Genomic DNA, 20,718 nt, shown 5'->3' on the forward strand with positions numbered 1-20,718 from the left:
TCTCTATTCGTAGCGGAGCGCGTCGATGGGACGGAGCTTGGCGGCCTTGTTGGCCGGGTAGATGCCGAACACGAGGCCGATCCCGGCGGAGACGAGCACGCTCAGCCACACGGTCCACCACTGGACCTCCGGCTTGATCCCCGCGATCTCGAAGCTCGAGGCTCCGAAGCCGATCAGGATCCCGACGATGCCGCCGAGGATCGAGATGATGAGCGATTCGACGAGGAACTGCAGCACGATGTTCCCGCGGGTTGCTCCGATCGCCTTGCGGATGCCGATCTCGCGCGTTCGTTCGGTGACGGTGACGAGCATGATGTTCATGACGCCGATCCCGCCCACGAGCAGGCTGATCCCGGCGACGGCGCTCAGCAGGATCGTGAGCGTCTGGGTGGTGGTGGTCGCGGTCGAGAGGACTTGGGCCTGGTTGCGGACCTGGTAGTCGCGGTTCGCGCTCGTGACCTGATGCCGCGCGTCGAGGATCTGCTGGATCTCGTTCTGCGCCTGGGTCATGACGTCCGCGCTCTTCGCCTGCACCTGGATTGACGAGAGGCTGGGGGAGTAGCCGGTGAACTTGTCCTGCGCCGTCGTGTACGGAACCATCGCGACGTCGTCCGGGTCGTTGAGCCCGCTCGTGCCCTTGGGCGCGAGCACGCCGGCAACCGTGAAGTTCTGCCCGTTGAGCGAAACGGTCTGTCCTACGAGGGTGGAGACATTCGCGGCGAGGTCCACGGCAACGCTGTTCCCGAGGACGACGACGGCCTGACCTGCGTCCGCGTCGTTGAGCAGGCGACCCGCGGTGGGCGTGAAGTTCGTGATGCCGAAGTACGCCGGTGTAGTGCCGAGGGTCGACGTGATCGAGTGGGTCGACGTGCCGAGCGTCGCCGTGATCGCCTGCGCCTGGACGACGGGCGCCGTCGTGGCGATGTCCGGTGCGAGCACGGGGTCGTCGAGGGACTGCTGGTCCGCGAGCGTGAGGTTCGTGGACTGGGTGCGGGTGCCGGTCGCGCTCCCGCCTGTCGTCCGGCCGCCCGTGGCGAGGGCCCGGTTGACGGTCAGGACGTTCGTGCCGAGCTTGCCGATCTGGTCCTTGATCATGTTCGACGTCCCGGCCCCGACGGCCAGGAGCGTGATCACGGCGCTGATGCCGATCACGATCCCCAGCGTGGTGAGGATCGAGCGCATCTTGTTCGCGGAGATCCCGGACAGCGCGAAACGGACGGATTCTGCGATCATCGGACGGCCCCGGTGTCCGAGATGATGTTCCCGTCCTGCATCCGGACCACGCGCTCGGCCCGGGCTGCGACGTCGGCCTCGTGGGTGATCATGACGATCGTCCGTCCGCGGGCGTGCAGCGACTCGAACAGGTCGAGGATCTCCTCGGATGAATGGGTGTCGAGCGCGCCTGTGGGCTCGTCCGCGAGGAGGAGGACGGGCTCCGTGACCAAGGCCCTCGCGATCGCCACGCGCTGCTGCTGTCCGCCCGAGAGCTGCGACGGCAGGTGCCCGGCGCGCGCTGAGAGGCCGACGGCGTCGAGCGCTTCGAGTGCGCGTTGGTGCCGTTCGCGCCGGGGCACCTTGCGGTACGCCAGCGGCATGGCGACATTCTCGACCGCTCGGGTCCGCGGGATGAGGTTGAAGCTCTGGAACACGAAGCCGATCTTGCGGTTGCGGATCTGGGCCAGCTGAAACTCGTCGAGCTCGCCGGTCTCGATCCCGTCCATGAAGTAACGCCCGGAGGTCGGCGCGTCGAGGCAGCCGATGATGTTCATCATCGTCGACTTGCCTGAGCCGGACGCCCCCACGATGGCGACGAACTCGCCGCGCTTGATGGTGAGGCCAACGCCGTCGAGCGCCCTGACCTCGGCCTCGCCCTGTCCGTAGACCTTGCGCACCCGGTCGAGGGCGATGACGGGCCGAGGCGCGCGGCGCGGCACCGGCGCAGCCCAGGCGTCAGCGGCCGGTGCCGGTATTGGCGTTGCCACCCGTTCCTCCTCCGCCGAAGCCGCCGCCGCCCCCGAAGATCCCTCGCCCGCCCTGGGTCCCGCTGGTTCCCGTGTCGGTGCTCGTGGTCACGCTCGGGAGAACCACCTGATCGCCGTCGTTGAGCCCAGTGAGGACCTGGGTGCGGCCGTTCGCGGTGATGCCGGTGGTGACGGCGACGGTCTGCTCGGCCCCGTTGCGCTCAACAGTCACCGTCTGGCGGTTCCCCGCTGTGGTGATCGCCAGGGAGGGGACGATGAGCGCGTTGTCCGCCGTCGCCGTCGTCACCGAGATATTCGCGCTCTCGCCGAGCCGCACGGCGGCGGGCGGGTTTGCCATGGAGACCGTGACCGCATAGGTGACCACCCCGCTGGTCGTGGTGGAGGTGGCGGCGATCGCGGTCACGCTGCCGGTCACGGGAGCAGCGTTTGCGTCCGCCTTGATGGCCGGGAAGGTGAACGTCGCGGTCTGGCCGACCTTCATGGTTGCGACGTCAGACTCGGAGAAGCCCGCGACCACTTGGAGGTGGGCCGTGTCGGTGAGCGTCACCAGACCGGACGAGGAGGACGACGACGAGTTGCCGCTGCTCGCCGCCGCAGCCCCGGTTCCGCCGGTCCCGCCGCTCGAGGAAGAGGACGACGACGTTGCCCCCGAGCCGCTGCCCGCCGTCGCCCCGACGACCGCGCCAATCGCCGTGACTGTGCCGTCCGAGGGTGCCTTCACCACGCAGTCAGCGAGGTTCTTCTGCGCCGTCTGGAGCGCGATCTGGGCGGTCGTGGTGTTGCCGGTGGCCGAGTTCGCCTGCGAATTCGCCGCCGAGTTGAGGGAGACCTGCGCGGACGAGACCTGCTGCTGGTCCTTGAGCGCCGTGGACTGCTGCTGGTTCTGCGCCTGGGTGAGCGCCTGCTGGTCCTTGGTCAGCTGCGCCTGGGCGGAGTTGAGCGCATTGGCGTCCTGGGCGTTATTGGGGTTGGCGGAGGCAGTCGCCTGCGCTTGGTTGACCGTGGCCTGGTCGGCGTCGACCTGCTTCTGGGCAGCGGCGACGGCGTTGGCCTGCTGCTGGGCGTCGAGGCCCTGCGTCTGCCGTGCATTGGTGAGCTGCTGCTGCGCCTGTGCCACCGAGTTGGCGGCCTGGGCCGCTGACTGATTGGCCTGCGCGGCGGCGGCGTCGAGCTGCGCTTGGGCGGAGTCGACGGCGTTCTGCGCATTCGTCGGGTCGATGTCCACGAGCTCTTGGCCGGCTTTCACGGCCTGGCCCACGCTGACCTTCACGGCGGTGACCGGTCCGGAACAGTTTCCGGCGCCCACCGCGGTCGTCGTCGTCGACGAGACGCTGCCGGAAGCCGTCGCCGTCGCCTGCACGGAGGCGCGGCTCGCCGCAACGGTTCGGGAGCTCACGGTGCTGGCCGGCCTGGCGGTCGCGGTGACGGTCGCATAGGTGCCGCCCGCAAGCAGGATAGCGGCGGCTCCAAGGGCCGAGTTGATCGCCACGGTTCTTCGATTCACGGCAGGAACCTAATGGTCTTACCTATGCATCTGCTGTGCAGGAGCAGGAATGCCGCCCAATGCGTCGCTGTGTGACCTTTGCGGCGGTCCCACCAGATGCCGGCAGGCCAAAAGCCTCTGGGGGAATGTGCCGCGTTCTCGGATGCTTGAAGGGTCAGGCGACATGAGTGCCTGACGTTGCGCCATCGTGTTCCCGGCCGTTCGAGCCGGTCGCCGGGCTTGGGGAAGCCTCGAAAACTGAGCAGGTCTAAATCAAGGACTCACCGTGTCCACATCCTCCGCACATCCGGGCATGAGCGCTCGGACCTATCGCACGCCGATCCAGGAGACCGCCCTCGTCGCAGGCGCCGTCTTCGCCCTGGTCGGCATCCTCGGCTTCGTGCCGGGAATCACGACCGACTACTCCCAGCTGAGCTTCGCCGGGCACGGTTCCGGGGCGATGCTCCTGGGCGTCTTCCAGGTCTCCGTCCTGCACAACATCGTCCATCTGCTCTTCGGCGCAGCCGGGCTGCTGATGGCGCGTACGGTTCCCCTGTCGAGGTACTTCCTGATCGGCGGCGGCATCGTCTACCTCATCCTCTCGGTCTACGGGCTGTTCATCGATCAGTCGGGCTCCGCCAACTTCATCCCGATCAACACGGCCGACAACTGGCTGCACTTGGCACTCGGGGTCGTGCTGATCGTCCTCGGCTTCGCTGTGACCCCCCGCGCGGGCGAGAACCGCGGAATGTCGCAGATGTGAGCGGAGAGCGTCAACCAGGAGGCAGGGCGACGTCGATCGACGTCGCCCTGCCTTGCTGCGCAGTCCCTTAGTCCCTGAGGAGGATACGGACCCGCAAGGTTCATCCCGCCGACCGTCGCGTGGCCCTCCCGCGAGTTCTAGCGTGGAATCGTCAGCTACCAAGGAGGGGACATGATCCAGGCAGTCGACCTGGCGAAGGTCTACGGTGAGAAGACCGCCGTCGACGGTGTCACGTTCACCGTCGAACCGGGCCGCGTCACAGGCTTTCTCGGACCGAACGGCGCCGGGAAGTCCACCACGATGCGCATGATCATGGGGCTCGACGCCCCGACTCGCGGCACAGTCACCGTCAACGGAGCGCCTTACGCGCGGCACAACGCCCCTCTGCGGGAGATTGGCGCCCTGCTCGAGGCCCGTGCTGTGCACCCGGGCCGCTCGGCGTACAGCCATCTCTCGGCACTCGCGGCTACCCACGGAATTCCGGCGAAGCGGGTCCACGAGGTCATCGAGATGACGGGCCTCGGCGCCGTGGCGAAGAAGAAGGTCAAGGGATTCTCGCTCGGCATGGGCCAACGCCTCGGCATCGCGGCTGCGCTTCTCGGCGACCCGCAGGTCGTGGTCCTCGACGAACCGGTGAACGGCCTCGACCCAGAGGGCGTCGTCTGGGTTCGGAACCTGGTGAAGTACCTGGCCAGCCAAGGCCGCACGGTCTTCCTGTCGAGTCACCTCATGAGCGAGATGGCCCAGACGGCGGACCACCTCATCGTGATCGGTCGCGGGCGCATCCTCGCGGACGCGCCCATCGAAGACGTCATCTCGAGCCAGGGCAAGGCCCGCACCCGCGTGCGGACCGATCGGCCGGAGGAGTTCTCCCGCCTGCTCGCGGGATCCGGCGTCACGATCCAGGCCCCCGAGCACGAGGTCCTCGAGGTCTCCGGCCTCGACCCCCGTCAGATCGCCCGCACCGCGCTCGAGCACCAGGTCCTCGTCTACGAGCTGACCCCGCTTCAGGCATCCCTCGAGGAGGCCTACATGCAGCTCACCAAGGACGAGGTCGAGTACCGCTCCGGCGATGCCCAGACTCCCGCCGCAGCCCAGGAGGCAGCCCGATGAGCACCATGGAAACCCACCCGTTCCGGCACGCCACGGCCCCTCATCACGAGTTCGGCCGCCCCAACTTCCTCCGCGTGCTCAACTCGGAGCGCATCAAGCTGCTTTCGCTCCTCTCCACGCGGATCCTGCTGCTGTGCGCCGTCGCGCTGCTGGTCGGCTTCGCAGCGCTTCAGGCCTGGGGTATCGGCCAGGTCACCACCACGGTGCGTCAAGGCGGCCAGGCCGGTCCGCGCGCCGAGGCCTTGGACGCGGCCTCGGCCGTCCTGCACTTGCCCGCCGGCGGCGTCAGCTTCGCGCAGCTCATCGTCGGCGCGCTCGCAGTCCTGATGATCAGCTCCGAATTCACCACGGGGATGTCCCGCGCGACCTTCGCCGCCGTTCCCAAGCGGTGGCCGGTGCTCACCGCCAAGGCCGTGTACGCCGTCGTCGTGGGCTTTGTGCTGACCTACGTGGGCGCCTACATCGGGGGCCTCGTCGCGCAGCCCATCCTCAGCAACTACAACCTGCATCTCGACATGGCGAGCTGGGACGTCCAGCGGTTCATGCTCCTCAACGCGGTGTATGTCGCGGCCGTCGCGCTCATGGGTCTGTCCCTCGGTGCCCTCCTGCGGAACTCGGCCGGCGCGATTGTGACCCTCGTGGCGCTCCTGTTCGTGCTGCCGATCATCTTCCAGCTCATCCCGGGCGACTTCTTCACGGAGGCCCGCAAGTACCTCCCCACCAACGCCGCGGACGCGATGTTCGAGGCGGGCACGGCCAGCAACCTGCAGAATGCGGCCTACCTCGAACCGTGGCAGGGCACCCTGGTCCTCGCCGCGTACGTCGTGGTGCTCCTCGGCGCCGCCTACGCCACCCTGCAGCAGCGGGACGTGTAGGGCACCACAATTGATGCCATGTCAATGGACAGCATGTCTCGTGTGATCCGAACGGGAGGTGCGGCGCCTACGGGCGGCGCGCCTCCCGCTGGCGTGCCGACGAGCACGGCTGGCGCGAGCACGGCTGGTGCGAGCCCGGCTGGTGCGAGCGCGGCTGTCGCGCTTCCGGCGCGACGGGGAAGGCTGCGGCAATTCCTTTATGAGCACCCGGTGGCCATGGACGCCGTCGTCGTTGCCATCAGCGTCATCCTCTCGCTCAGCGCCCTCATTGAGACGGGGAGGGGCGGGCATTGGTGGCAGTTCGCCGTCTTGCTCCTCGCCCAGGCGGCGCTCATGGTCCGCCGACAGGCCCCGTGGCTGCTCCTCGTGGGGATCGTCCTCATGGACGCCGTCATCCTGTTCGCCACGCCCGAGCTCGGCAGCATGAGCGCGGCGGCATGGTTCGCCCTCTACGTCGTCGCGCTGCGGCTGCGGACGCCGTGGGCCCTGGTGGTCGCGGTCGGAGCGAGCATTCCCTCTGCCGCCTACTTCGCCTTCGCCTATAAGCCCGGCGAGCAGTTCCTTGCGGAGCACGGACCGTTCATCGGCCTGGTCGCATCAGTGTCCGTGATCCTCTCCAACCTCGTGGCCGTCGGGGTCGGCATTGTGGTGCGCGGCAATCGGCTCCACCAGACCGAGGTCCGCGAATGGGCCATCCGCCGCGCCCAGCTGGCGTCGGTGCAGGAGCGCAATCGGATCGCCCGCGAGATGCACGATGTCGTGGCACATTCGCTCACCGTGATGGTGGCGCTCAGTGACGGCGCGTCCCGCGCCCTCGAACGCGACCCCGAGAAGGCCCGCGCCGTGCTCGGCGAGCTCTCGGCGACGGGGCGTGCCGCGCTCGCGGACATGCGCCGCGTGCTCGGCGTCCTCCGCGCCGACAGCGGCGGGGCTGGCCGCGAACCCAGCCCCAGTGGGCTCCAGGCGCTCATCGAGGGGTTCCGGGCTGCCGGGCTGCCGGTGGTCCTCGTCCAGGAGGGCGAGGCACTGCCCGACGACGCGACCTTCAGACTCGCGGTCTTCCGCATCGTGCAGGAGTCCCTCACCAACGTCCTCCGCTACGCCCGCGGGCTGAGCCGCGTCGAGGTGCGGGTCGCGCGCGAGGGCGGAGCGGTCCGGATCCTCGTGGAGGACGACGGCGGCGCGGCCTCCGAAGGCGCGGTGAAGGAGCTGGGAACGGGCGGAGGGATTGCCGGGATGCGCGAGCGCGCCGCGTTGTTCGGCGGGTCCCTGACGGCGGGACCGCGACCTGGGGGAGGATGGCGCGTGAACGCAGAGCTCCACTGGACGGAAGGCAATCGATGACGGCGGCTCCCGCCGAGGGAAGGCCGCTGCGCCTCCTGCTCGTGGACGATCAGCCGCTCCTGAGAGTCGGCTTCCGCATGGTCCTCGAATCGGAGGACGGCCTCGAGGTGGTCGGCGAGGCCGGCGACGGCGCCGACGCCGTGCGTCTGACCCGCGAGCTCGCTCCGGATGTTGTCCTCATGGACGTTCGGATGCCCGTCATGGACGGCATCGAGGCCACCCGCCGGATCGCGGCCTCCGAATCCTCAGCCCGCGTCATCATCCTCACGACGTTCGATCTGGACGAGTACGCGTTCGCCGGACTCCAAGCGGGCGCCTCCGCGTTCCTCCTCAAGGACGTCGCGCCCGCGGAACTCGTGCACGCGGTCCGACTCGTGGCGAGCGGCGACGCCGTCGTCAGTCCGCGGGTCACCCAGCGGCTTCTGGAGACGTACGTGCGCTCGGCGGGCAACGCCGTCGAACGCCCCGAGACCCAGCCCGACCCTCTCCTGAAGGACCTCACGCCACGAGAGGTCGAAGTGCTCCGCGCGATCTGCGAGGGCCTGAGCAACGCGGAGATCGCGCATCGCCTCTATCTGTCCGAGGCCACGGTGAAGAGCCACGTGCGGCGGATCCTCTCGAAACTCCACCTCCGGGACCGCGTTCAAGCAGTGGTCTACGGCTACGAGACGGGCCTCGTGGTACCGAGCAACCCGGACTACTGAGACTACGCCCCTGTTTGGGGCGGCCGTGCGCGGGTAACCATTTCAGCACAGCGAGGTGTGCCATGTTCCGCAAGAAAAACCAACTTTGGCCGTTCATTCTCAGGGTGGTTGCGAACGCCGTAGCGCTCTGGGTGGCAACGCTGATCCTGCCCGGCCTGAAAATCAACGCGGCAGCGACGACGGAGGTCGCAACCAAGGAGGCCGGGCCAAGCGCCGGCTCGGTCATCGGGGTCATTCTCGGATACCTGATCATCGGCCTGCTTTTCGGGGTGATCAATGCCCTGATCCGCCCCCTGGTCGGGCGGCTGGCCCTGCCGGTCACGTTCCTGACCCTCGGGCTGTTCGCCCTCGTGCTCAACGCGGCGATGCTGGAATTGACGGCCTGGATCAGCAAGTTCACGCCGGTCAGCCTCACGGTCGACAAGTTCTTCTGGACGGCGATCCTGGGAGCGATCATCATTTCCGTCGTCTCCTCGATCGTCGGCGGACCTATCGGCGCCGGACGGAAACGCGCGAAGCTGACGTAGGGCTGCTTCCCTGCACCTGAAGCGCGGAGCAGAATGTGCCCATGCGGCCGTTCCTGCTCCTCGCCTCACGCGACCACGATGTCGTTGCCGACGACGAGTACCGCGCGTTCTGCGAGTACGGAGGCCTGACCCCGGAGCAGCTGGTGCGCGTGCGCGCCGAGGCCGGCCCGCTGCCCTCTATCCGCCTCGAGGAATACTCGGGCGTGATCCTCGGCGGCAGCCCCTTCACGGCGTCGGACCCCGAGGAGGAGAAGAGCGAGTGCCAGCGCCGGGTCGAGAAGGAGATCGGCACCCTCCTCGACCACATCGTGGAGGAGGACTTCCCCTTCTTCGGCGCGTGCTACGGCGTCGGGCTTCTGGGGACCCACGAGGGCGCCGTCGTCGACCGCCGCTTCGGCGAGCCCGTCGGCCCGGTGCGGGTCCAGCTCAGCCCGGCTGGCGTCGTCGACCCCCTGTGCGCGGGGCTCCAGCCCTCGTTCGATGCCTTCGTGGGCCACAAGGAGGCGGTGCGGACGCTGCCGTCGAACGCCGCGCTCTTGGCCGGCTCGGCGTCCTGCCCCGTGCAGATGTTCCGATTCAAGCGGAACCTGTACGCCACGCAGTTTCACCCCGAGCTGGACCTGCCCGGCCTCGAACGCCGGGTCGATGCGTACCGGCATTCCGGGTACTTCCCGCCGGAAGAGGCCGACGCCGTCAAGGAGCGCGCGCGCCGCGCCCACGTGCACGAGCCCCAGCGGATCCTGCGGAATTTCGTGGAGCGCTACGCGCGCTAGACGGCTCGCTAGACTCGCCTCATGCCTACCGCCGCGCATCGCCATGCCTTGGACCTCGGCCGTTTCGTGGTCGCTTCGCCGTCGAGCTTCCATGCGGCGCGCGAGGGTTCGCGACGGCTGGCCGAGGCGGGTTTCCGGGTGCTTTCCGAGGCCGACGAATGGCCTTCCGAGCCCGGCGGCTACGCGGTGGTGCGCGACGGGGCGCTCATCGCCTGGGTCATTCCCGACGGCGCCAGCCCCCTCACGCCGTTCCGGATCCTCGGCGCGCACACGGATTCCCCGTCGTTCAAGCTCAAGCCCAAGCCCACGGCCGGCGCGCACGGCTGGCTTCAGGCAGGCGTGGAGGTCTACGGCGGACCCATGCTCAATTCGTGGCTCGACCGAGAGCTTCGCCTCGCCGGCCGCCTCGTGATGCTCGACGGCGCCGAGCACTGTGTGGCCACGGGACCCCTTCTGCGCTTTCCGCAGCTCGCGATCCACCTTGACCGTGGAGTCAACGACGGACTGAAACTCGACAAGCAGCGGCACATGAACCCTGTCTGGGGCCTTGGCGACGCGTCCCAGGCGGACCTCCTCGGTCTTGTGGCGCGTGAGGCCGGCGTCGACGCGGGCCTCATCGGCGGCTACGACCTCGTCGTGGCCGATGCGCAGGAGCCGTCGGTGTTCGGCGCGGACGGCGAGTTCCTCGCCTCGGGTCGCCTCGACAATCTGTCCTCGGTGCATGCGGGCGTGACCGCTCTGGCCCGGGTCCTCGACTCAGCCCAGGAGACGGCTATCCCCGTGCTCGCGGCGTTCGACCATGAAGAAGTCGGCTCCTCGACCCGCTCTGGTGCCTCTGGCCCCTTCCTCGAGGACGTCCTCGCGCGCATCGGTGAGGGCCTCGGTGCCACGGCCACTGACCGCCGTCGTGCTTTCGCCGCCTCGTGGCACATCTCTGCCGACGCCGGGCACGCCATCCACCCCAATTACCCGGAGAAGCACGATCCCGCGAACCGCCCGGTGCTCAACGGCGGTCCGCTGCTCAAGATCAATGCGCAGCAGCGCTACGCAACCGACGCGGCGGGCGCCGCTCTCTGGGCCCGACTCTGCGCCGAGGCCGAGGTGCCGTATCAGGAGTTCGTTTCCAACAACGATGTCCCGTGCGGGTCCACGATCGGCCCGCTCACGGCCACGCGCCTCGGTATCCGCACGGTCGACGTGGGCGTCCCGCTCCTGTCGATGCACTCCGCGCGCGAGCTCGCGGGCGTGCAGGATCCGTGGCGGCTCGCGCTCGTCGCGGAGCGCTTCTTCGCGGGCTGACGCCTACCCGCCCTGGTTCGCCAGTCCGATGACCAGGTTGATGGTGGCCGCGAGGATGACCGTCGAGAAGATGTAGCCCAGGATTCCCTGCTTGAGCGCCTCGGTGCGGATCTTCGTGCTCGTGAGGTTGGTGTCCGAGACCTGGAAGGTCATCCCCAGCGTGAAGCCGAGGTACGCGAAATCGGTGTACTTGGGCGGCTGCTCCTGATTGAACTCGACGCCGCCATGCGGGTTCTCTCCGTAGTACACCTCGGCGTAGCGGAGGATGAAGATGGTGTGCAGCATGAGCCAGGACGCCGCGACCACCAGGATCGCGAGGATCGCGAGGGTCAGTTTCGCGCCGCCCTTCGCCTGATTTCCGGAGACCATCACCACGATCACGGCGATGATCGCGGCCGCGTTCGCGCACAGGATGAGGAAATCGCGGGTCGCCCGGCGAGGATCCTCCTCACGAGCGTGGCTCCGGGTCTGCTCCGCGTTCATCGGGAGGATCCTCCTCAGGACCCAGACGTCGTACAGAAGGGCCGCGGCGCCCCATCCAGCCGCCGGCGCGTGCCACCAGGAGGAGAAGAGGCCTGTCAGGACCGCGGCGACGACGCCCACCGCGAGCATGGTCCACAGGCGGCGGCGAGCAGCGATGGCGCGAGGCGAGCGGGTGGTCTGTGCTTGTGGCGTCATGGCCCGATCCTCGCACCGGCACCTTGGGGCGCGCTGATTGTCCTGCACATGGGGCTCGACGGCGTGTCGTCGACATAGAGGCGGGATCACGAGGACGACGGCGGAAGGCGGCGTAGCGTTGTTGCCACCGGCGAGGAGGGCCGGCTCGGACAGCGGCTCGGTCGGGCAGCCAAGATCCGGTAGGATGGTGAAGTCTGTGCGGCGGCCGGTCTCCCTCGGGGACTGCCCGGTCGCGTGGACAACGCTAATGAACCTCCTGTTGCGGAGAGACCGCAACCGCTTAGCCCAAAGGAGGTGGGTTCACACATGCGTCCTTACGAACTGATGGTCCTCATCGACCCCGAGGTCGACGAGCGCACCGTTCAGCCGTCGCTCGACAAGTTCCTCAGTGTGATCACCACCGACGGTGGAACCGTCGACAAGGTGGACATCTGGGGTCGTCGCCGTCTGGCCTACGACATCAAGAAGAAGAACGAGGCGATCTACGCCGTCGTCAATTTCACGGCTGAGCCGGCTACGGCCCAGGAGCTGGATCGCCAGCTCAACCTGAACGAGACGATCATGCGCACCAAGATCATCCGCCCCGAAGACCAGAAGGTTTCCGCCAAGTAGTTTGGCGCGATCCCTTCGCTCGTAAGAACGTCAACGACTCGGACCAGGAGGCAGCATGGCAGGCGAAACCACGATTACGGTCATCGGCAATCTGACGAACGATCCGGAGCTCCGGTTCACGCCGTCGGGTTCCGCCGTGGCCAACTTCACGGTGGCCTCCACGCCGCGCACCTTCGATCGCCAGTCGAATGAGTGGAAGGACGGGGAAACCCTGTTCCTCCGCGCGTCGATCTGGCGCGAGGCTGCCGAGAACGTCGCAGAGTCCCTCACGAAGGGCATGCGCGTCATCGTGACAGGCCGGCTCAAGAGCCGTTCGTACGAGACCAAGGAAGGCGAGAAGCGCACCGTGATCGAGCTCGAGGTCGACGAGATCGGCCCGAGCCTCCGCTATGCCTCTGCCAAGGTCAACCGCACTCAGCGCTCCGGCGGTCAGGGCGGCAACTTTGGCGGTCAGGGAGGCAACTTCAGCGGTGCCAACGCCGGGGGCAACTTCGGTGGTGGCGGCAACGCTGGAGGCTGGGGTGGCAACCAGGGTTCGCAGAACCAGGGTGGCTCCGGCGGCTGGAACGGCGGCGGCGCGCAGAACGACGATCCGTGGGCAACCCCGGGCGTTAGCAACTCTGGTGGCTGGGGCAGCGGCCCCGACTCCGAGCCGCCTTTCTGATCGACACCTATTCATCACCATCCCGTGGCATGACCACGGGCTCCGCGAGACAAAAGGAGCTCCACGATGGCTAAGGCTGAAATCCGCAAGCCGAAACCAAAGTCCAACCCCTTGAAGGCCGCTGACATCACCGTCATCGACTACAAGGACGTCGCCCTGCTGCGCAAGTTCATCTCGGACCGCGGCAAGATCCGCGCCCGCCGGGTGACCGGCGTGACTGTGCAGGAGCAGCGGAAGATCGCCCAGGCGATCAAGAACGCCCGCGAAGTTGCCCTGCTCCCTTACTCCGGCGCTGGCCGCGGCTGAGAAGGGAAGCGAGAAAACCATGGCAAAGATCATCCTGACCCAGGAAGTGACCGGACTCGGCACGCCTGGTGACGTTGTCGAGGTCAAGGACGGCTACGCCCGCAACTACCTCTACCCGCGCGGCTTCGCCCTGCGCTGGACCCGTGGTGGCGAGGCGCACGTCGAGGCGATCAACGCTGCCCGTGCAGCCAAGGCCCACAAGACGCTCGAGGCCGCGCAGGAGCAGGCTGCTGCTCTCGCGAAGACCCCGGTCCGTCTTGAGGTCAAGGCCGGCAAGGAAGGCCGCCTCTTCGGCACCGTCCGCACCGAGGCTGTCGCCTCCGCTGTCGAGGAGGCCGGTCTCGGCGCTATCGACAAGCGCAAGGTCGTCCTTCCCGGGCACATCAAGTCGACGGGCAACTACGACGTCGCCGTGCGCCTGCACGACGAGGTCACCGCGACGATCAACCTCCAGGTTGTCGCCGCGAAGTAGCTCCACGTGGCCTGAGGGCTAACGGACCTCGAGAGGGTCTCCGCCGAAGCGGCGGAGGCCCTCTCTTCCCGTCTCAGGTACAGATACCTTCCCGTCAGGGCGTCTCAGGTACAGATACCTCCCCCGCAGGACGTCTCAGGTACAGATACTTCCCGCCCCCTCGGCTGGCTCGCTAGTGGCTTGGAAGTATCTGTTCCCGAAACGCCGCAGGAGGGGGTTTGGTGTACCCGAAACTGGGGTGGGAATAGGTCGCTGGCCTCCACCGTTGTCGGGATTGATGCAAATGCATGAAACTCGCGAACGGAGAGCGAACACCATGAACGCCAAGAAGATCGTCGTCATCTCGGCCGGTCTGGGCACCCCATCGTCAAGCCGCCTGCTTGCCGACCAACTGGCGGAAGCGACGGTGCGCCGCGCCGCGGTTCTTGGCGTGGAGACCGAGGTGTCCGCATTCGAGCTGCGGGACCTAGCGGTGGACATCGCCAACAACTTCGTGACCGGATATGCCGCACCGAAGCTCGCGGAAGCCATCAGCGCCGTCGAGGAATCAGACGCCCTCATCGTCGTTTCGCCCGTCTTCAGCGCCTCGTACAGCGGCCTGTTCAAGTCGTTCATCGACGTGCTCGACAACAAGGCGCTGGACGGCAAGCCAGTCCTCCTTGGAGTCACGGGCGGCTCCGAGCGCCACAGCATGGTCATCGACTTCGCGATGCGGCCACTCTTCACCTACCTCCGTGCGCGCATCGTGCCCACCGGTGTCTTCGCCGGACCGATGGATTGGGGCAAGGGCGACGACGGCGACGCGGCTTCGGCGGGCGGTCTCGGCGCCCGGATCGAGCGCGCCGCGGCTGAGCTCGCGGCCGAGCTCATGGGCCACGGAGGCCCGGCGCGTGCGCCGAAGATCGCCACGCGTCCCGAGGACAAGAGCTTCGAGGAACTCCTCTCCGAGCTGACCGGCCGCAACTGATCGCCGTCGTACCATGACGGGGTGCAGTCTGAGCGCCCCTATGCCCCCGTCGTCGACGGCCACAACGACCTTCCCTGGGCCCTGCGCCAAGACTTCGGGTACGACGTCGCCGCCGCAACGCTCGAGATCGGCCAGCCGAGGCTCCACACGGACATTCCTCGCCTCCGACGGGGCGGCGTCGGGGCCCAGTTCTGGTCAGTCTTCGTCCCCTCGACGCTGACGCCGGAGCAGGCTGTCGTCGCCACGCTTGAGCAGATTGACTGCGTGCGCCGTATAGTGGCCGCCCACCCGGCGACCTTCGAGCTGGCGAGGACCGCCGCAGAGGTGAGGGCCGCCGTCGACCGCGGACGCATCGCGTCCCTCATGGGAATGGAGGGCGGCCACAGCATTGCCGCCTCGCTCGCTGTCCTGCGCATGATGGGCGAGCTGGGCGTCCGCTATATGACCCTCACCCACAATGACAGCCTCCCGTGGGCCTCGTCGGCCACAGGCGAGGGCGCCGACCAAGGGTTGGCGGCCTTCGGCCGCGAGGTGGTCGCGGAAATGAACCGGATCGGGATGATCGTGGACCTCTCGCACGTCTCCGAGCGCACCATGCACGACGCGCTGGACACCACCACCGCACCCGTCATGTTCTCACATTCGTCGTGCCGAACGGTCTGCGGGCATCCCAGGAACGTCCCCGACGGCGTCCTCGAGCGCCTCCCCGACAACGGCGGTCTGCTCATGGTCACGTTCGTCCCCAAGTTCGTCTCTGAGGCGTGCCGCGATCATGCGCGGGCGGTCCGGGACAAGCGGCTTGAGCTGGGGCTCCCGGTGGGCTTCCACGACGTCCTGCCCGCGGAGAACCCCGATGCCGCACGTGACTTTGCGGCGTGGCTCGCCGCGAACCCCGCGCCCGAGGCGACCATCGACGACGTCGTCCGTCACCTCGAGCACGCCCGCGAGGTGGTGGGACCCCAGCACCTGGGACTGGGCGGCGACTTTGATGGAACCGTTGACCTACCGGTCGGGATGGACGGGGTCGCAGGCTACCGCCCGCTGCTCGACGCGCTGCGGGAGCGCGGCTGGACGGACGGCGACCTCGAGGCCTTGTGTTGGGCCAACGCCCTTCGCGTGCTCGAGGCGACCGAAGTCGGCCCTGTGTGAGCCGCTCTAGAGGAGCTCGACGAACGCGCGCGCCTCTTCGATGCTGATCTCCGAATGGCGCCAGAGCAGCTGGGCGGCGTCCTCGGCGTCACCGATCTGGGCCAGCGCCTTGATCTCGGAATAGATCTCGTCGTTGAGGAGATTGCTCGCGACCTCGAGGGTCTGTCGCCCATTGCTCACGATGGCGCGATAGCGGTACGGGAAGCGGGTGGTCGAGCGCTCGCCGAATGCTGCCGCCGGCACCTTGGAGGGGGTCTCGAAGGACGACGACGGCGCTGCCGGCTTCGGCTCGCGGCTTTCCAGGGGCTCGGGCGGGATTTGCTGCTCCCGTTCCACTGGCCGCTCCAGCTCTGGCGCCGCGAGAGGTTCTGGCTCCGTCTGGGACGTGTCGGGCAACGCTTCCCGGCTCCCGTACGGCTGCGGGTGGCGTTCCATGAGGAGCACGGCGTTGCGGGCTTCGGTGAGCTTCGTCCCAGTGGCCTGGCGATAGACGGCAATGGCCTGCACCGTCAGCCCCTGCGCGATGAGGGAGTAGATGGTGCGGTGCTGCTCTTCGGTCAGCTTCGCGGAAGCAGCCGCGGCGGCCTCTGGTCCGCCCGCCATGGCTGTCTCGGCCGACTCCCGCGACTTCCTCACACCCCGCCGGAAGATCAGGACGACGACGGCAACGACGCACAACAGGATGATGAGTGGCGGCAGCAGATTTTCCATCGGGGCTTCCGGATCGGTGCGGCAGGTGCGGGAAGTGTCAGCGCGAGTCCCGTTCGGGGCACTTCCAGAGTAGTACGGGCCAGATGCGGCGGCACTCCCGGGCGCTCCTCGGTGGTCGCCACCCGTGACGTATTCCCACGAGAGCATGCTCAAGAAAGCTCAACCCCTCACGCATGTGTTGCAACTCACATAAACTCTGCACGATGGCTGAAAACACAAACAGGTGTCCAAAAAAGCGTTCTGGCGCTGTGGATTTCGAATGTGGAAAAAATTCTTTGGTCCACACTCTGTAGACGAAGTCTGCCCACGTCAGAAGGCTGTTGAGGGCAATGCGGAGAAGTTGTCCACAGATATCCACAAGCACTGTGAACAAGTGCGGGCCCATTCCCCACAGGTTATCCACACGACCGGTGGACGACCGGCTTGGGTTTGTCGCACCCCCTCGATACCGTGACTGCAACTCATCCGGAAGAGGTGTTCGCACCCCGATCCGGCAGCCGTGTTCGAGGTGAGGTATCCCGGTGTCTGCTCCCCAGATCGAGTCCGCCCCGTCGTATCGGGACTCGGACGTGGGGCGTACGCCGCCTCAGGACATCGTCGCCGAGCAGTCCGTGCTCGGCGGCATGATGCTGTCGAAAGACGCGATCGCGGACGTCGTTGAAGTCGTCCGCTCCAACGACTTCTACCGTCCCGCGCACGAGACGATCTTCGAGGCCATCACCGATCTCTACAGCCGCGGTGAGCCAGCGGATGCCGTCACCGTCTCCGACGAGCTGACCAAACGCGGCGAGATCAACCGCGTCGGCGGTCCGGCGTATCTCCACGAGCTCATCCAGATGGTTCCGACGGCGGCGAATGCCGGGTACTACGCCGAGATCGTCGCCGAGCGCGCGATCCTCCGCAGGCTCGTCAGCGCTGGAACCAAGATCGTCCAGCTCGGGTACGGGCAGGACGGCGAGGTGGAGGACCTCGTCAATCAGGCGCAGGCGGAAGTGTTCTCCGTCGCCGAGCGCCGTCAGGGCGAGGACTACGTGGCCCTGTCTGAGGTCATGGAATCGGCGATGGACGAGATCGAGGCTGCGGGTCATCGCGGTGAGGGAATCACGGGCGTCCCGACGGGCTTCTATGAACTCGATGAACTCACTCACGGCCTGCACCCGGGCCAGATGATCGTCATCGCGGCGCGCCCCGCCGTCGGAAAGTCGACGTTCGCGCTCGACTTCGCCCGTTCGGCCGCGATCAAGCACAAGCTGCCCACGGTCTTCTTCTCGCTTGAGATGAGCCGCAACGAGATTGCCATGCGTCTGATGAGCGCCGAGGCGACCATCCAGCTCCAGGACCTCCGCCGTGGAACGCTGCGCGACGAGCACTGGGCCAAGATCGCGAAGGTCATGGGCCCCCTCAACGAGTCGCCGCTGTTCATCGACGACTCGCCGAACATGTCGCTCATGGAGATCCGGGCGAAGTGCCGTCGCCTGAAGCAGCAGCACGGCCTCAAGCTCGTGGTGCTCGACTACCTCCAGCTCATGTCCTCTGGCAAGAAGGTCGAGAGCCGCCAGCAGGAAGTCTCCGAGTTCTCGCGTGCGCTCAAGCTGCTGGCCAAGGAGCTCGAGGTTCCGGTGATCGCACTCTCGCAGCTCAATCGTGGCTCCGAGCAGCGCCAGGACAAGCGGCCCATGGTCTCGGACCTTCGCGAAAGTGGATCGATCGAACAGGATGCCGACATGGTCATCCTTCTGCACCGCGAGGACGTCTACAACAAGGAGTCGCCGCGCGCGGGCGAGGCGGACATCCTGGTCGCGAAGCACCGTAACGGCCCCACGAAGGACATCGTCGTGGCCTTCCAGGGCCACTACTCCCGCTTCGCGAACATGGCCGTCGACTCTGGCGACAGCGAGGGCGGCGGCTTTTAGTGAACCCCAAGCGGTCCAGGAGCGTCATATGCGTGTCGGGCCGCGCTATGGGCGGCGCGGCCCTCGGTATGAGGAGCATCGCCATGAGAAGAACACTTCGGATCCTTGGGTTGACGGCTTTCCTGGGTCTTGCCTTCGCGGCGCCGGCAGCGGCAGACAACCCTCCGGGCGCACCGGGCTTGCCGAGCCAATCGTGCCAACAGCTCGAGCCCAACACGCCGGGCAATTCCTCGAGCAGCCCCGGATCGCCGTTCAATGAGCCGGGGATCAACAGCACCAATGGCGGAACCGGAGGCCAACACTACAACGAGACGTCGCAATACGACGTCGCGTGCTTCCAGCAGTCGTCGCACTGACTGACGCGGCCGGACTGTCGGTCACCGTGCCTACAGTGGGAGGCATGGATCGCACACAGGAAGAGCACGGCCACCCGCACGTCCAAGGAGGCCGGCGTTCGACCACGCGGGAGATCCTGCGGCTCGCGGTGCCGGCCTTCGGGTCGCTCATCGCCGAACCGCTCTTTCTCCTCGCGGATTCGGCGATCATCGGGCATCTGGGCGTCGACGAGCTGGCCGGGCTCGGCCTTGCGACCACGATCTTGCAGACCATCGTGGGCCTCATGGTCTTCCTCGCCTACGGAACCGGCCCCGCTGTCGCACGCTTCCTCGGGGCGGGTCAGCCCGCGCGGGCGATGTGCGCAGCGCGCGACGGTGTATGGCTGGCGCTGCTTCTCGGCGTCCTGCTGGCAGTGGTCGGCTGGATTGTCAGCCCGGCGATCGTGAGAGCGGTGGGCGGGCTTCCGGCGGTGCAGTCGTACGCCGTGGAGTACCTCGCATGGTCCATGCCCGGGCTTGTCGGGATGCTCCTCGTCTTCGCGGGCACGGGCGTCCTGCGCGGCCTCCAGGACACTCGAACGCCCCTCGTCGTGGCAACCGCGGGCTTCGGGGCCAACGCGGCGCTCAATTTCGTCTTCGTGTACGGCTTCGGCTGGGGCATTGCCGGGTCTGCGATCGGGACGAGCGTGGCCCAGCTCTGCATGGCGGCGGTGTATCTCGCGATCATCGTGCCCCGCATTCGCCATGAGGGAATTGCTCTGGGACCCCACTGGCGCGGCATTCTCGGCGCAGCCCACGTCGGATCCTGGCTCATGCTCCGCACCCTGACCCTGCGTGCGGCGATCTTCGCGACCGTCGTGGTTGCAACGGCCCAGGGCGCCGAGAACCTCGCGGCACATCAGCTCGCCATGACCATGTTCAACGTCCTGGCCTTCGCCCTTGACGCGCTGGCGATCGCCGCGCAATCGCTCATCGGCAAGGAGCTCGGCGCTTCCGACGCCGCGAGGGCGCGCGAGCTCACCGGAACCATGGTCCGGTGGTCGCTCGGGTTCGGCGTGGTGACTGGCGCACTCTTGGCGATCGCTGCTCCGTGGCTCGGCTGGCTCTTCACGCCGAATCCGCTGGTGCATGAAGCGCTCACGCCCGCCCTGCTGGTGCTGGCGACGAGCCAGCCGGTGTGCGGCTTCGTCTTCATTCTCGACGGTGTGCTGATCGGCGCCGGCGACGCCCGGTATCTCGCGCTCGCCGGAGTGCTCAACCTCGTGGTCTACGGGCCTCTCCTCGTCTGGGTCGGGCTTGCGGGAGTGACTGGCCCGGCTGGCCTCGCGTGGCTCTGGGCCGCCTTCGCCGGCGGCTACATGCTCGCGCGCGCCGCAACCCTGGGCCTCCGCGCGAGAGGTGGCACCTGGATGGTCCTTGGCGCCCACTGAGAACGGCGCGGCGAGGCCCGCGACTAGACTGACTCCATGCCTCTCGACGCCCCTTCGCCTGATCGCGCCCGCCTCTGGCCGCCGGTTCTGCTGAGGGCAGCCGTGGCGTTGGCTTTCGGGGTGGCCACGGTCTTCTGGGGGCAGCCGACGACGGCGGGGGCGGCGTGGGTGTTCGCAGCGTACGTCTGGTGCCTGCTCGCCGGCGAGGTGTGGCTACTCCGAGCTGAGCGGCCGGCGCCAGGGCGGATCTCTGCGCTCTTCGGACTCGTGCCCTACGCCCTCGGTGCGGTGGCCGCCGTCGTGCTTGTCGTGTCACCCTCGGTGAGCCTGCTGGCGTGGGTGGGCGCGGCCGCGCTCGTGCTGGTGGGGATTTCCGACGTGGTCCGCTCCGTGCTCTCGCGACGGCCCAAGGCCGGGTCGGCGCCGCTCGCCCGCGATCTCCTCATCACGGGAGTCGTCAGCCTCGGGGGCGGTCTTCTCCTTCCTTTCTTCGCCGGACTCGGCCCGCATGCGCTGCTCGGGGTCGCCGGTGGGCCGGCGATCATCACGGGGGTTCTGCTGGCGATCGCGGCCCTGAGCCTGAGGCACGATTCCGCGACCTCAGCCCGAGTGGCCTAG

At 67.6% G+C, this 20,718-nt stretch carries 23 protein-coding genes; 18 read left to right on the forward strand and 5 right to left on the reverse strand.

Annotated features, from left to right (window positions below; translation table 11 throughout):
- Positions 1 to 3: 3 nt before the first annotated feature.
- Genes E5679_RS17185 through E5679_RS17195 form a run of 3 tightly spaced genes read right to left on the reverse strand, consistent with a single transcriptional unit; the run spans position 4 to position 3,486 of the window.
- The gene (locus tag E5679_RS17185) at positions 4 to 1,233 is read right to left on the reverse strand and encodes an ABC transporter permease (RefSeq protein ID WP_138418135.1); all 1,230 of its coding nucleotides are present in this window, start codon (positions 1,231 to 1,233) and stop codon (positions 4 to 6) included.
- Positions 1,230 to 1,982 (reverse strand): ABC transporter ATP-binding protein, encoded by a 753-nt coding sequence (locus E5679_RS17190; protein ID WP_338055918.1) that lies wholly within the window; start codon positions 1,980 to 1,982, stop codon positions 1,230 to 1,232. Before E5679_RS17190 ends, E5679_RS17185 begins: the two co-directional genes overlap by 4 nt.
- Positions 1,951 to 3,486, reverse strand: a complete 1,536-nt coding sequence (locus tag E5679_RS17195; protein ID WP_138418137.1) for a permuted SH3 domain-containing protein — start codon at positions 3,484 to 3,486, stop codon at positions 1,951 to 1,953. The genes E5679_RS17190 and E5679_RS17195 overlap by 32 nt, the downstream gene beginning before the upstream one ends.
- Before the next feature lie 265 nt (positions 3,487 to 3,751).
- Between E5679_RS17195 and E5679_RS17200 the strand changes: the two genes are divergently transcribed.
- From E5679_RS17200 to E5679_RS17235, 8 genes are all read left to right on the forward strand, one after another.
- Positions 3,752 to 4,228: a DUF4383 domain-containing protein gene (locus tag E5679_RS17200; RefSeq protein ID WP_420821083.1), complete on the forward strand. Its 477-nt coding sequence runs from the start codon at positions 3,752 to 3,754 to the stop codon at positions 4,226 to 4,228.
- 171 nt (positions 4,229 to 4,399) lie between these two features.
- Positions 4,400 to 5,341 (forward strand): ABC transporter ATP-binding protein, encoded by a 942-nt coding sequence (locus E5679_RS17205; protein WP_138418139.1) that lies wholly within the window; start codon positions 4,400 to 4,402, stop codon positions 5,339 to 5,341.
- Positions 5,338 to 6,216, forward strand: a complete 879-nt coding sequence (locus tag E5679_RS17210) for an ABC-2 transporter permease (RefSeq protein WP_249336209.1) — start codon at positions 5,338 to 5,340, stop codon at positions 6,214 to 6,216. The genes E5679_RS17205 and E5679_RS17210 overlap by 4 nt, the downstream gene beginning before the upstream one ends.
- 216 nt (positions 6,217 to 6,432) lie before the next feature.
- Complete coding sequence (locus tag E5679_RS17215) at positions 6,433 to 7,560, forward strand: sensor histidine kinase (RefSeq protein ID WP_138418197.1); 1,128 nt, start codon at positions 6,433 to 6,435, stop codon at positions 7,558 to 7,560.
- The gene (locus E5679_RS17220; RefSeq protein WP_138418141.1) at positions 7,557 to 8,264 is read left to right on the forward strand and encodes a response regulator; all 708 of its coding nucleotides are present in this window, start codon (positions 7,557 to 7,559) and stop codon (positions 8,262 to 8,264) included. Before E5679_RS17215 ends, E5679_RS17220 begins: the two co-directional genes overlap by 4 nt.
- 62 nt (positions 8,265 to 8,326) lie before the next feature.
- On the forward strand, positions 8,327 to 8,791 hold the full coding sequence (locus E5679_RS17225) for a phage holin family protein (RefSeq protein WP_138418142.1): 465 nt from the start codon (positions 8,327 to 8,329) through the stop codon (positions 8,789 to 8,791).
- 41 nt (positions 8,792 to 8,832) lie between these two features.
- Complete coding sequence (locus tag E5679_RS17230) at positions 8,833 to 9,564, forward strand: glutamine amidotransferase (RefSeq protein WP_138418144.1); 732 nt, start codon at positions 8,833 to 8,835, stop codon at positions 9,562 to 9,564.
- A gap of 21 nt (positions 9,565 to 9,585) precedes the next feature.
- Positions 9,586 to 10,863: a M18 family aminopeptidase gene (locus E5679_RS17235; RefSeq protein WP_138418146.1), complete on the forward strand. Its 1,278-nt coding sequence runs from the start codon at positions 9,586 to 9,588 to the stop codon at positions 10,861 to 10,863.
- A 3-nt stretch (positions 10,864 to 10,866) separates the two neighbouring features.
- On the opposite strand, the gene E5679_RS17240 is transcribed toward E5679_RS17235, so the two are convergent.
- Entirely contained in the window at positions 10,867 to 11,541 is a 675-nt protein-coding gene (locus E5679_RS17240) for a DUF1345 domain-containing protein (RefSeq protein WP_249336210.1), read from the reverse strand.
- A gap of 306 nt (positions 11,542 to 11,847) precedes the next feature.
- Here E5679_RS17240 and rpsF point away from each other — a divergent pair, with 306 nt between their 5' ends.
- From rpsF to E5679_RS17270, 6 genes are all read left to right on the forward strand, one after another.
- The gene (rpsF, locus tag E5679_RS17245) at positions 11,848 to 12,153 is read left to right on the forward strand and encodes a 30S ribosomal protein S6 (protein WP_138418148.1); all 306 of its coding nucleotides are present in this window, start codon (positions 11,848 to 11,850) and stop codon (positions 12,151 to 12,153) included.
- Positions 12,154 to 12,208: 55 nt separating this feature from the next.
- On the forward strand, positions 12,209 to 12,817 hold the full coding sequence (locus E5679_RS17250; protein ID WP_138418150.1) for a single-stranded DNA-binding protein: 609 nt from the start codon (positions 12,209 to 12,211) through the stop codon (positions 12,815 to 12,817).
- A 66-nt stretch (positions 12,818 to 12,883) separates the two neighbouring features.
- Positions 12,884 to 13,123: a 30S ribosomal protein S18 gene (rpsR, locus tag E5679_RS17255; RefSeq protein WP_010144869.1), complete on the forward strand. Its 240-nt coding sequence runs from the start codon at positions 12,884 to 12,886 to the stop codon at positions 13,121 to 13,123.
- A gap of 19 nt (positions 13,124 to 13,142) precedes the next feature.
- Entirely contained in the window at positions 13,143 to 13,595 is a 453-nt protein-coding gene (gene rplI, locus E5679_RS17260; RefSeq protein ID WP_138418151.1) for a 50S ribosomal protein L9, read from the forward strand.
- 316 nt (positions 13,596 to 13,911) lie between these two features.
- Positions 13,912 to 14,562 carry an FMN reductase gene (locus E5679_RS17265; protein ID WP_138418153.1) on the forward strand — a complete coding sequence of 217 codons (651 nt, stop codon included), beginning with the start codon at positions 13,912 to 13,914 and terminating at the stop codon, positions 14,560 to 14,562.
- A gap of 21 nt (positions 14,563 to 14,583) precedes the next feature.
- Positions 14,584 to 15,711, forward strand: coding sequence for a dipeptidase (locus E5679_RS17270; protein WP_138418155.1), 1,128 nt, complete (start codon positions 14,584 to 14,586; stop codon positions 15,709 to 15,711).
- A gap of 6 nt (positions 15,712 to 15,717) precedes the next feature.
- On the opposite strand, the gene E5679_RS17275 is transcribed toward E5679_RS17270, so the two are convergent.
- A complete protein-coding gene (locus tag E5679_RS17275) occupies positions 15,718 to 16,422 on the reverse strand; it encodes a hypothetical protein (RefSeq protein ID WP_138418157.1) in 705 nt (234 codons plus the stop codon).
- Positions 16,423 to 16,943: 521 nt separating this feature from the next.
- Here E5679_RS17275 and dnaB point away from each other — a divergent pair.
- The 4 genes from dnaB (at position 16,944) to E5679_RS17295 (ending at position 20,718) form a co-directional block, all read left to right on the forward strand.
- On the forward strand, positions 16,944 to 18,335 hold the full coding sequence (dnaB, locus tag E5679_RS17280; protein WP_138418159.1) for a replicative DNA helicase: 1,392 nt from the start codon (positions 16,944 to 16,946) through the stop codon (positions 18,333 to 18,335).
- An 83-nt stretch (positions 18,336 to 18,418) separates the two neighbouring features.
- A complete protein-coding gene (locus E5679_RS17285; protein ID WP_138418161.1) occupies positions 18,419 to 18,691 on the forward strand; it encodes an adenylate cyclase in 273 nt (90 codons plus the stop codon).
- Between the two features lie 44 nt (positions 18,692 to 18,735).
- Complete coding sequence (locus E5679_RS17290) at positions 18,736 to 20,100, forward strand: MATE family efflux transporter (RefSeq protein WP_138418163.1); 1,365 nt, start codon at positions 18,736 to 18,738, stop codon at positions 20,098 to 20,100.
- 36 nt (positions 20,101 to 20,136) lie between these two features.
- Positions 20,137 to 20,718 (forward strand): hypothetical protein, encoded by a 582-nt coding sequence (locus E5679_RS17295; RefSeq protein WP_138418165.1) that lies wholly within the window; start codon positions 20,137 to 20,139, stop codon positions 20,716 to 20,718.

Origin of the sequence: Sinomonas gamaensis (assembly GCF_005876955.1) — a bacterium.
Taxonomy (GTDB): Bacteria; Actinomycetota; Actinomycetes; order Actinomycetales; family Micrococcaceae; genus Sinomonas; species Sinomonas gamaensis.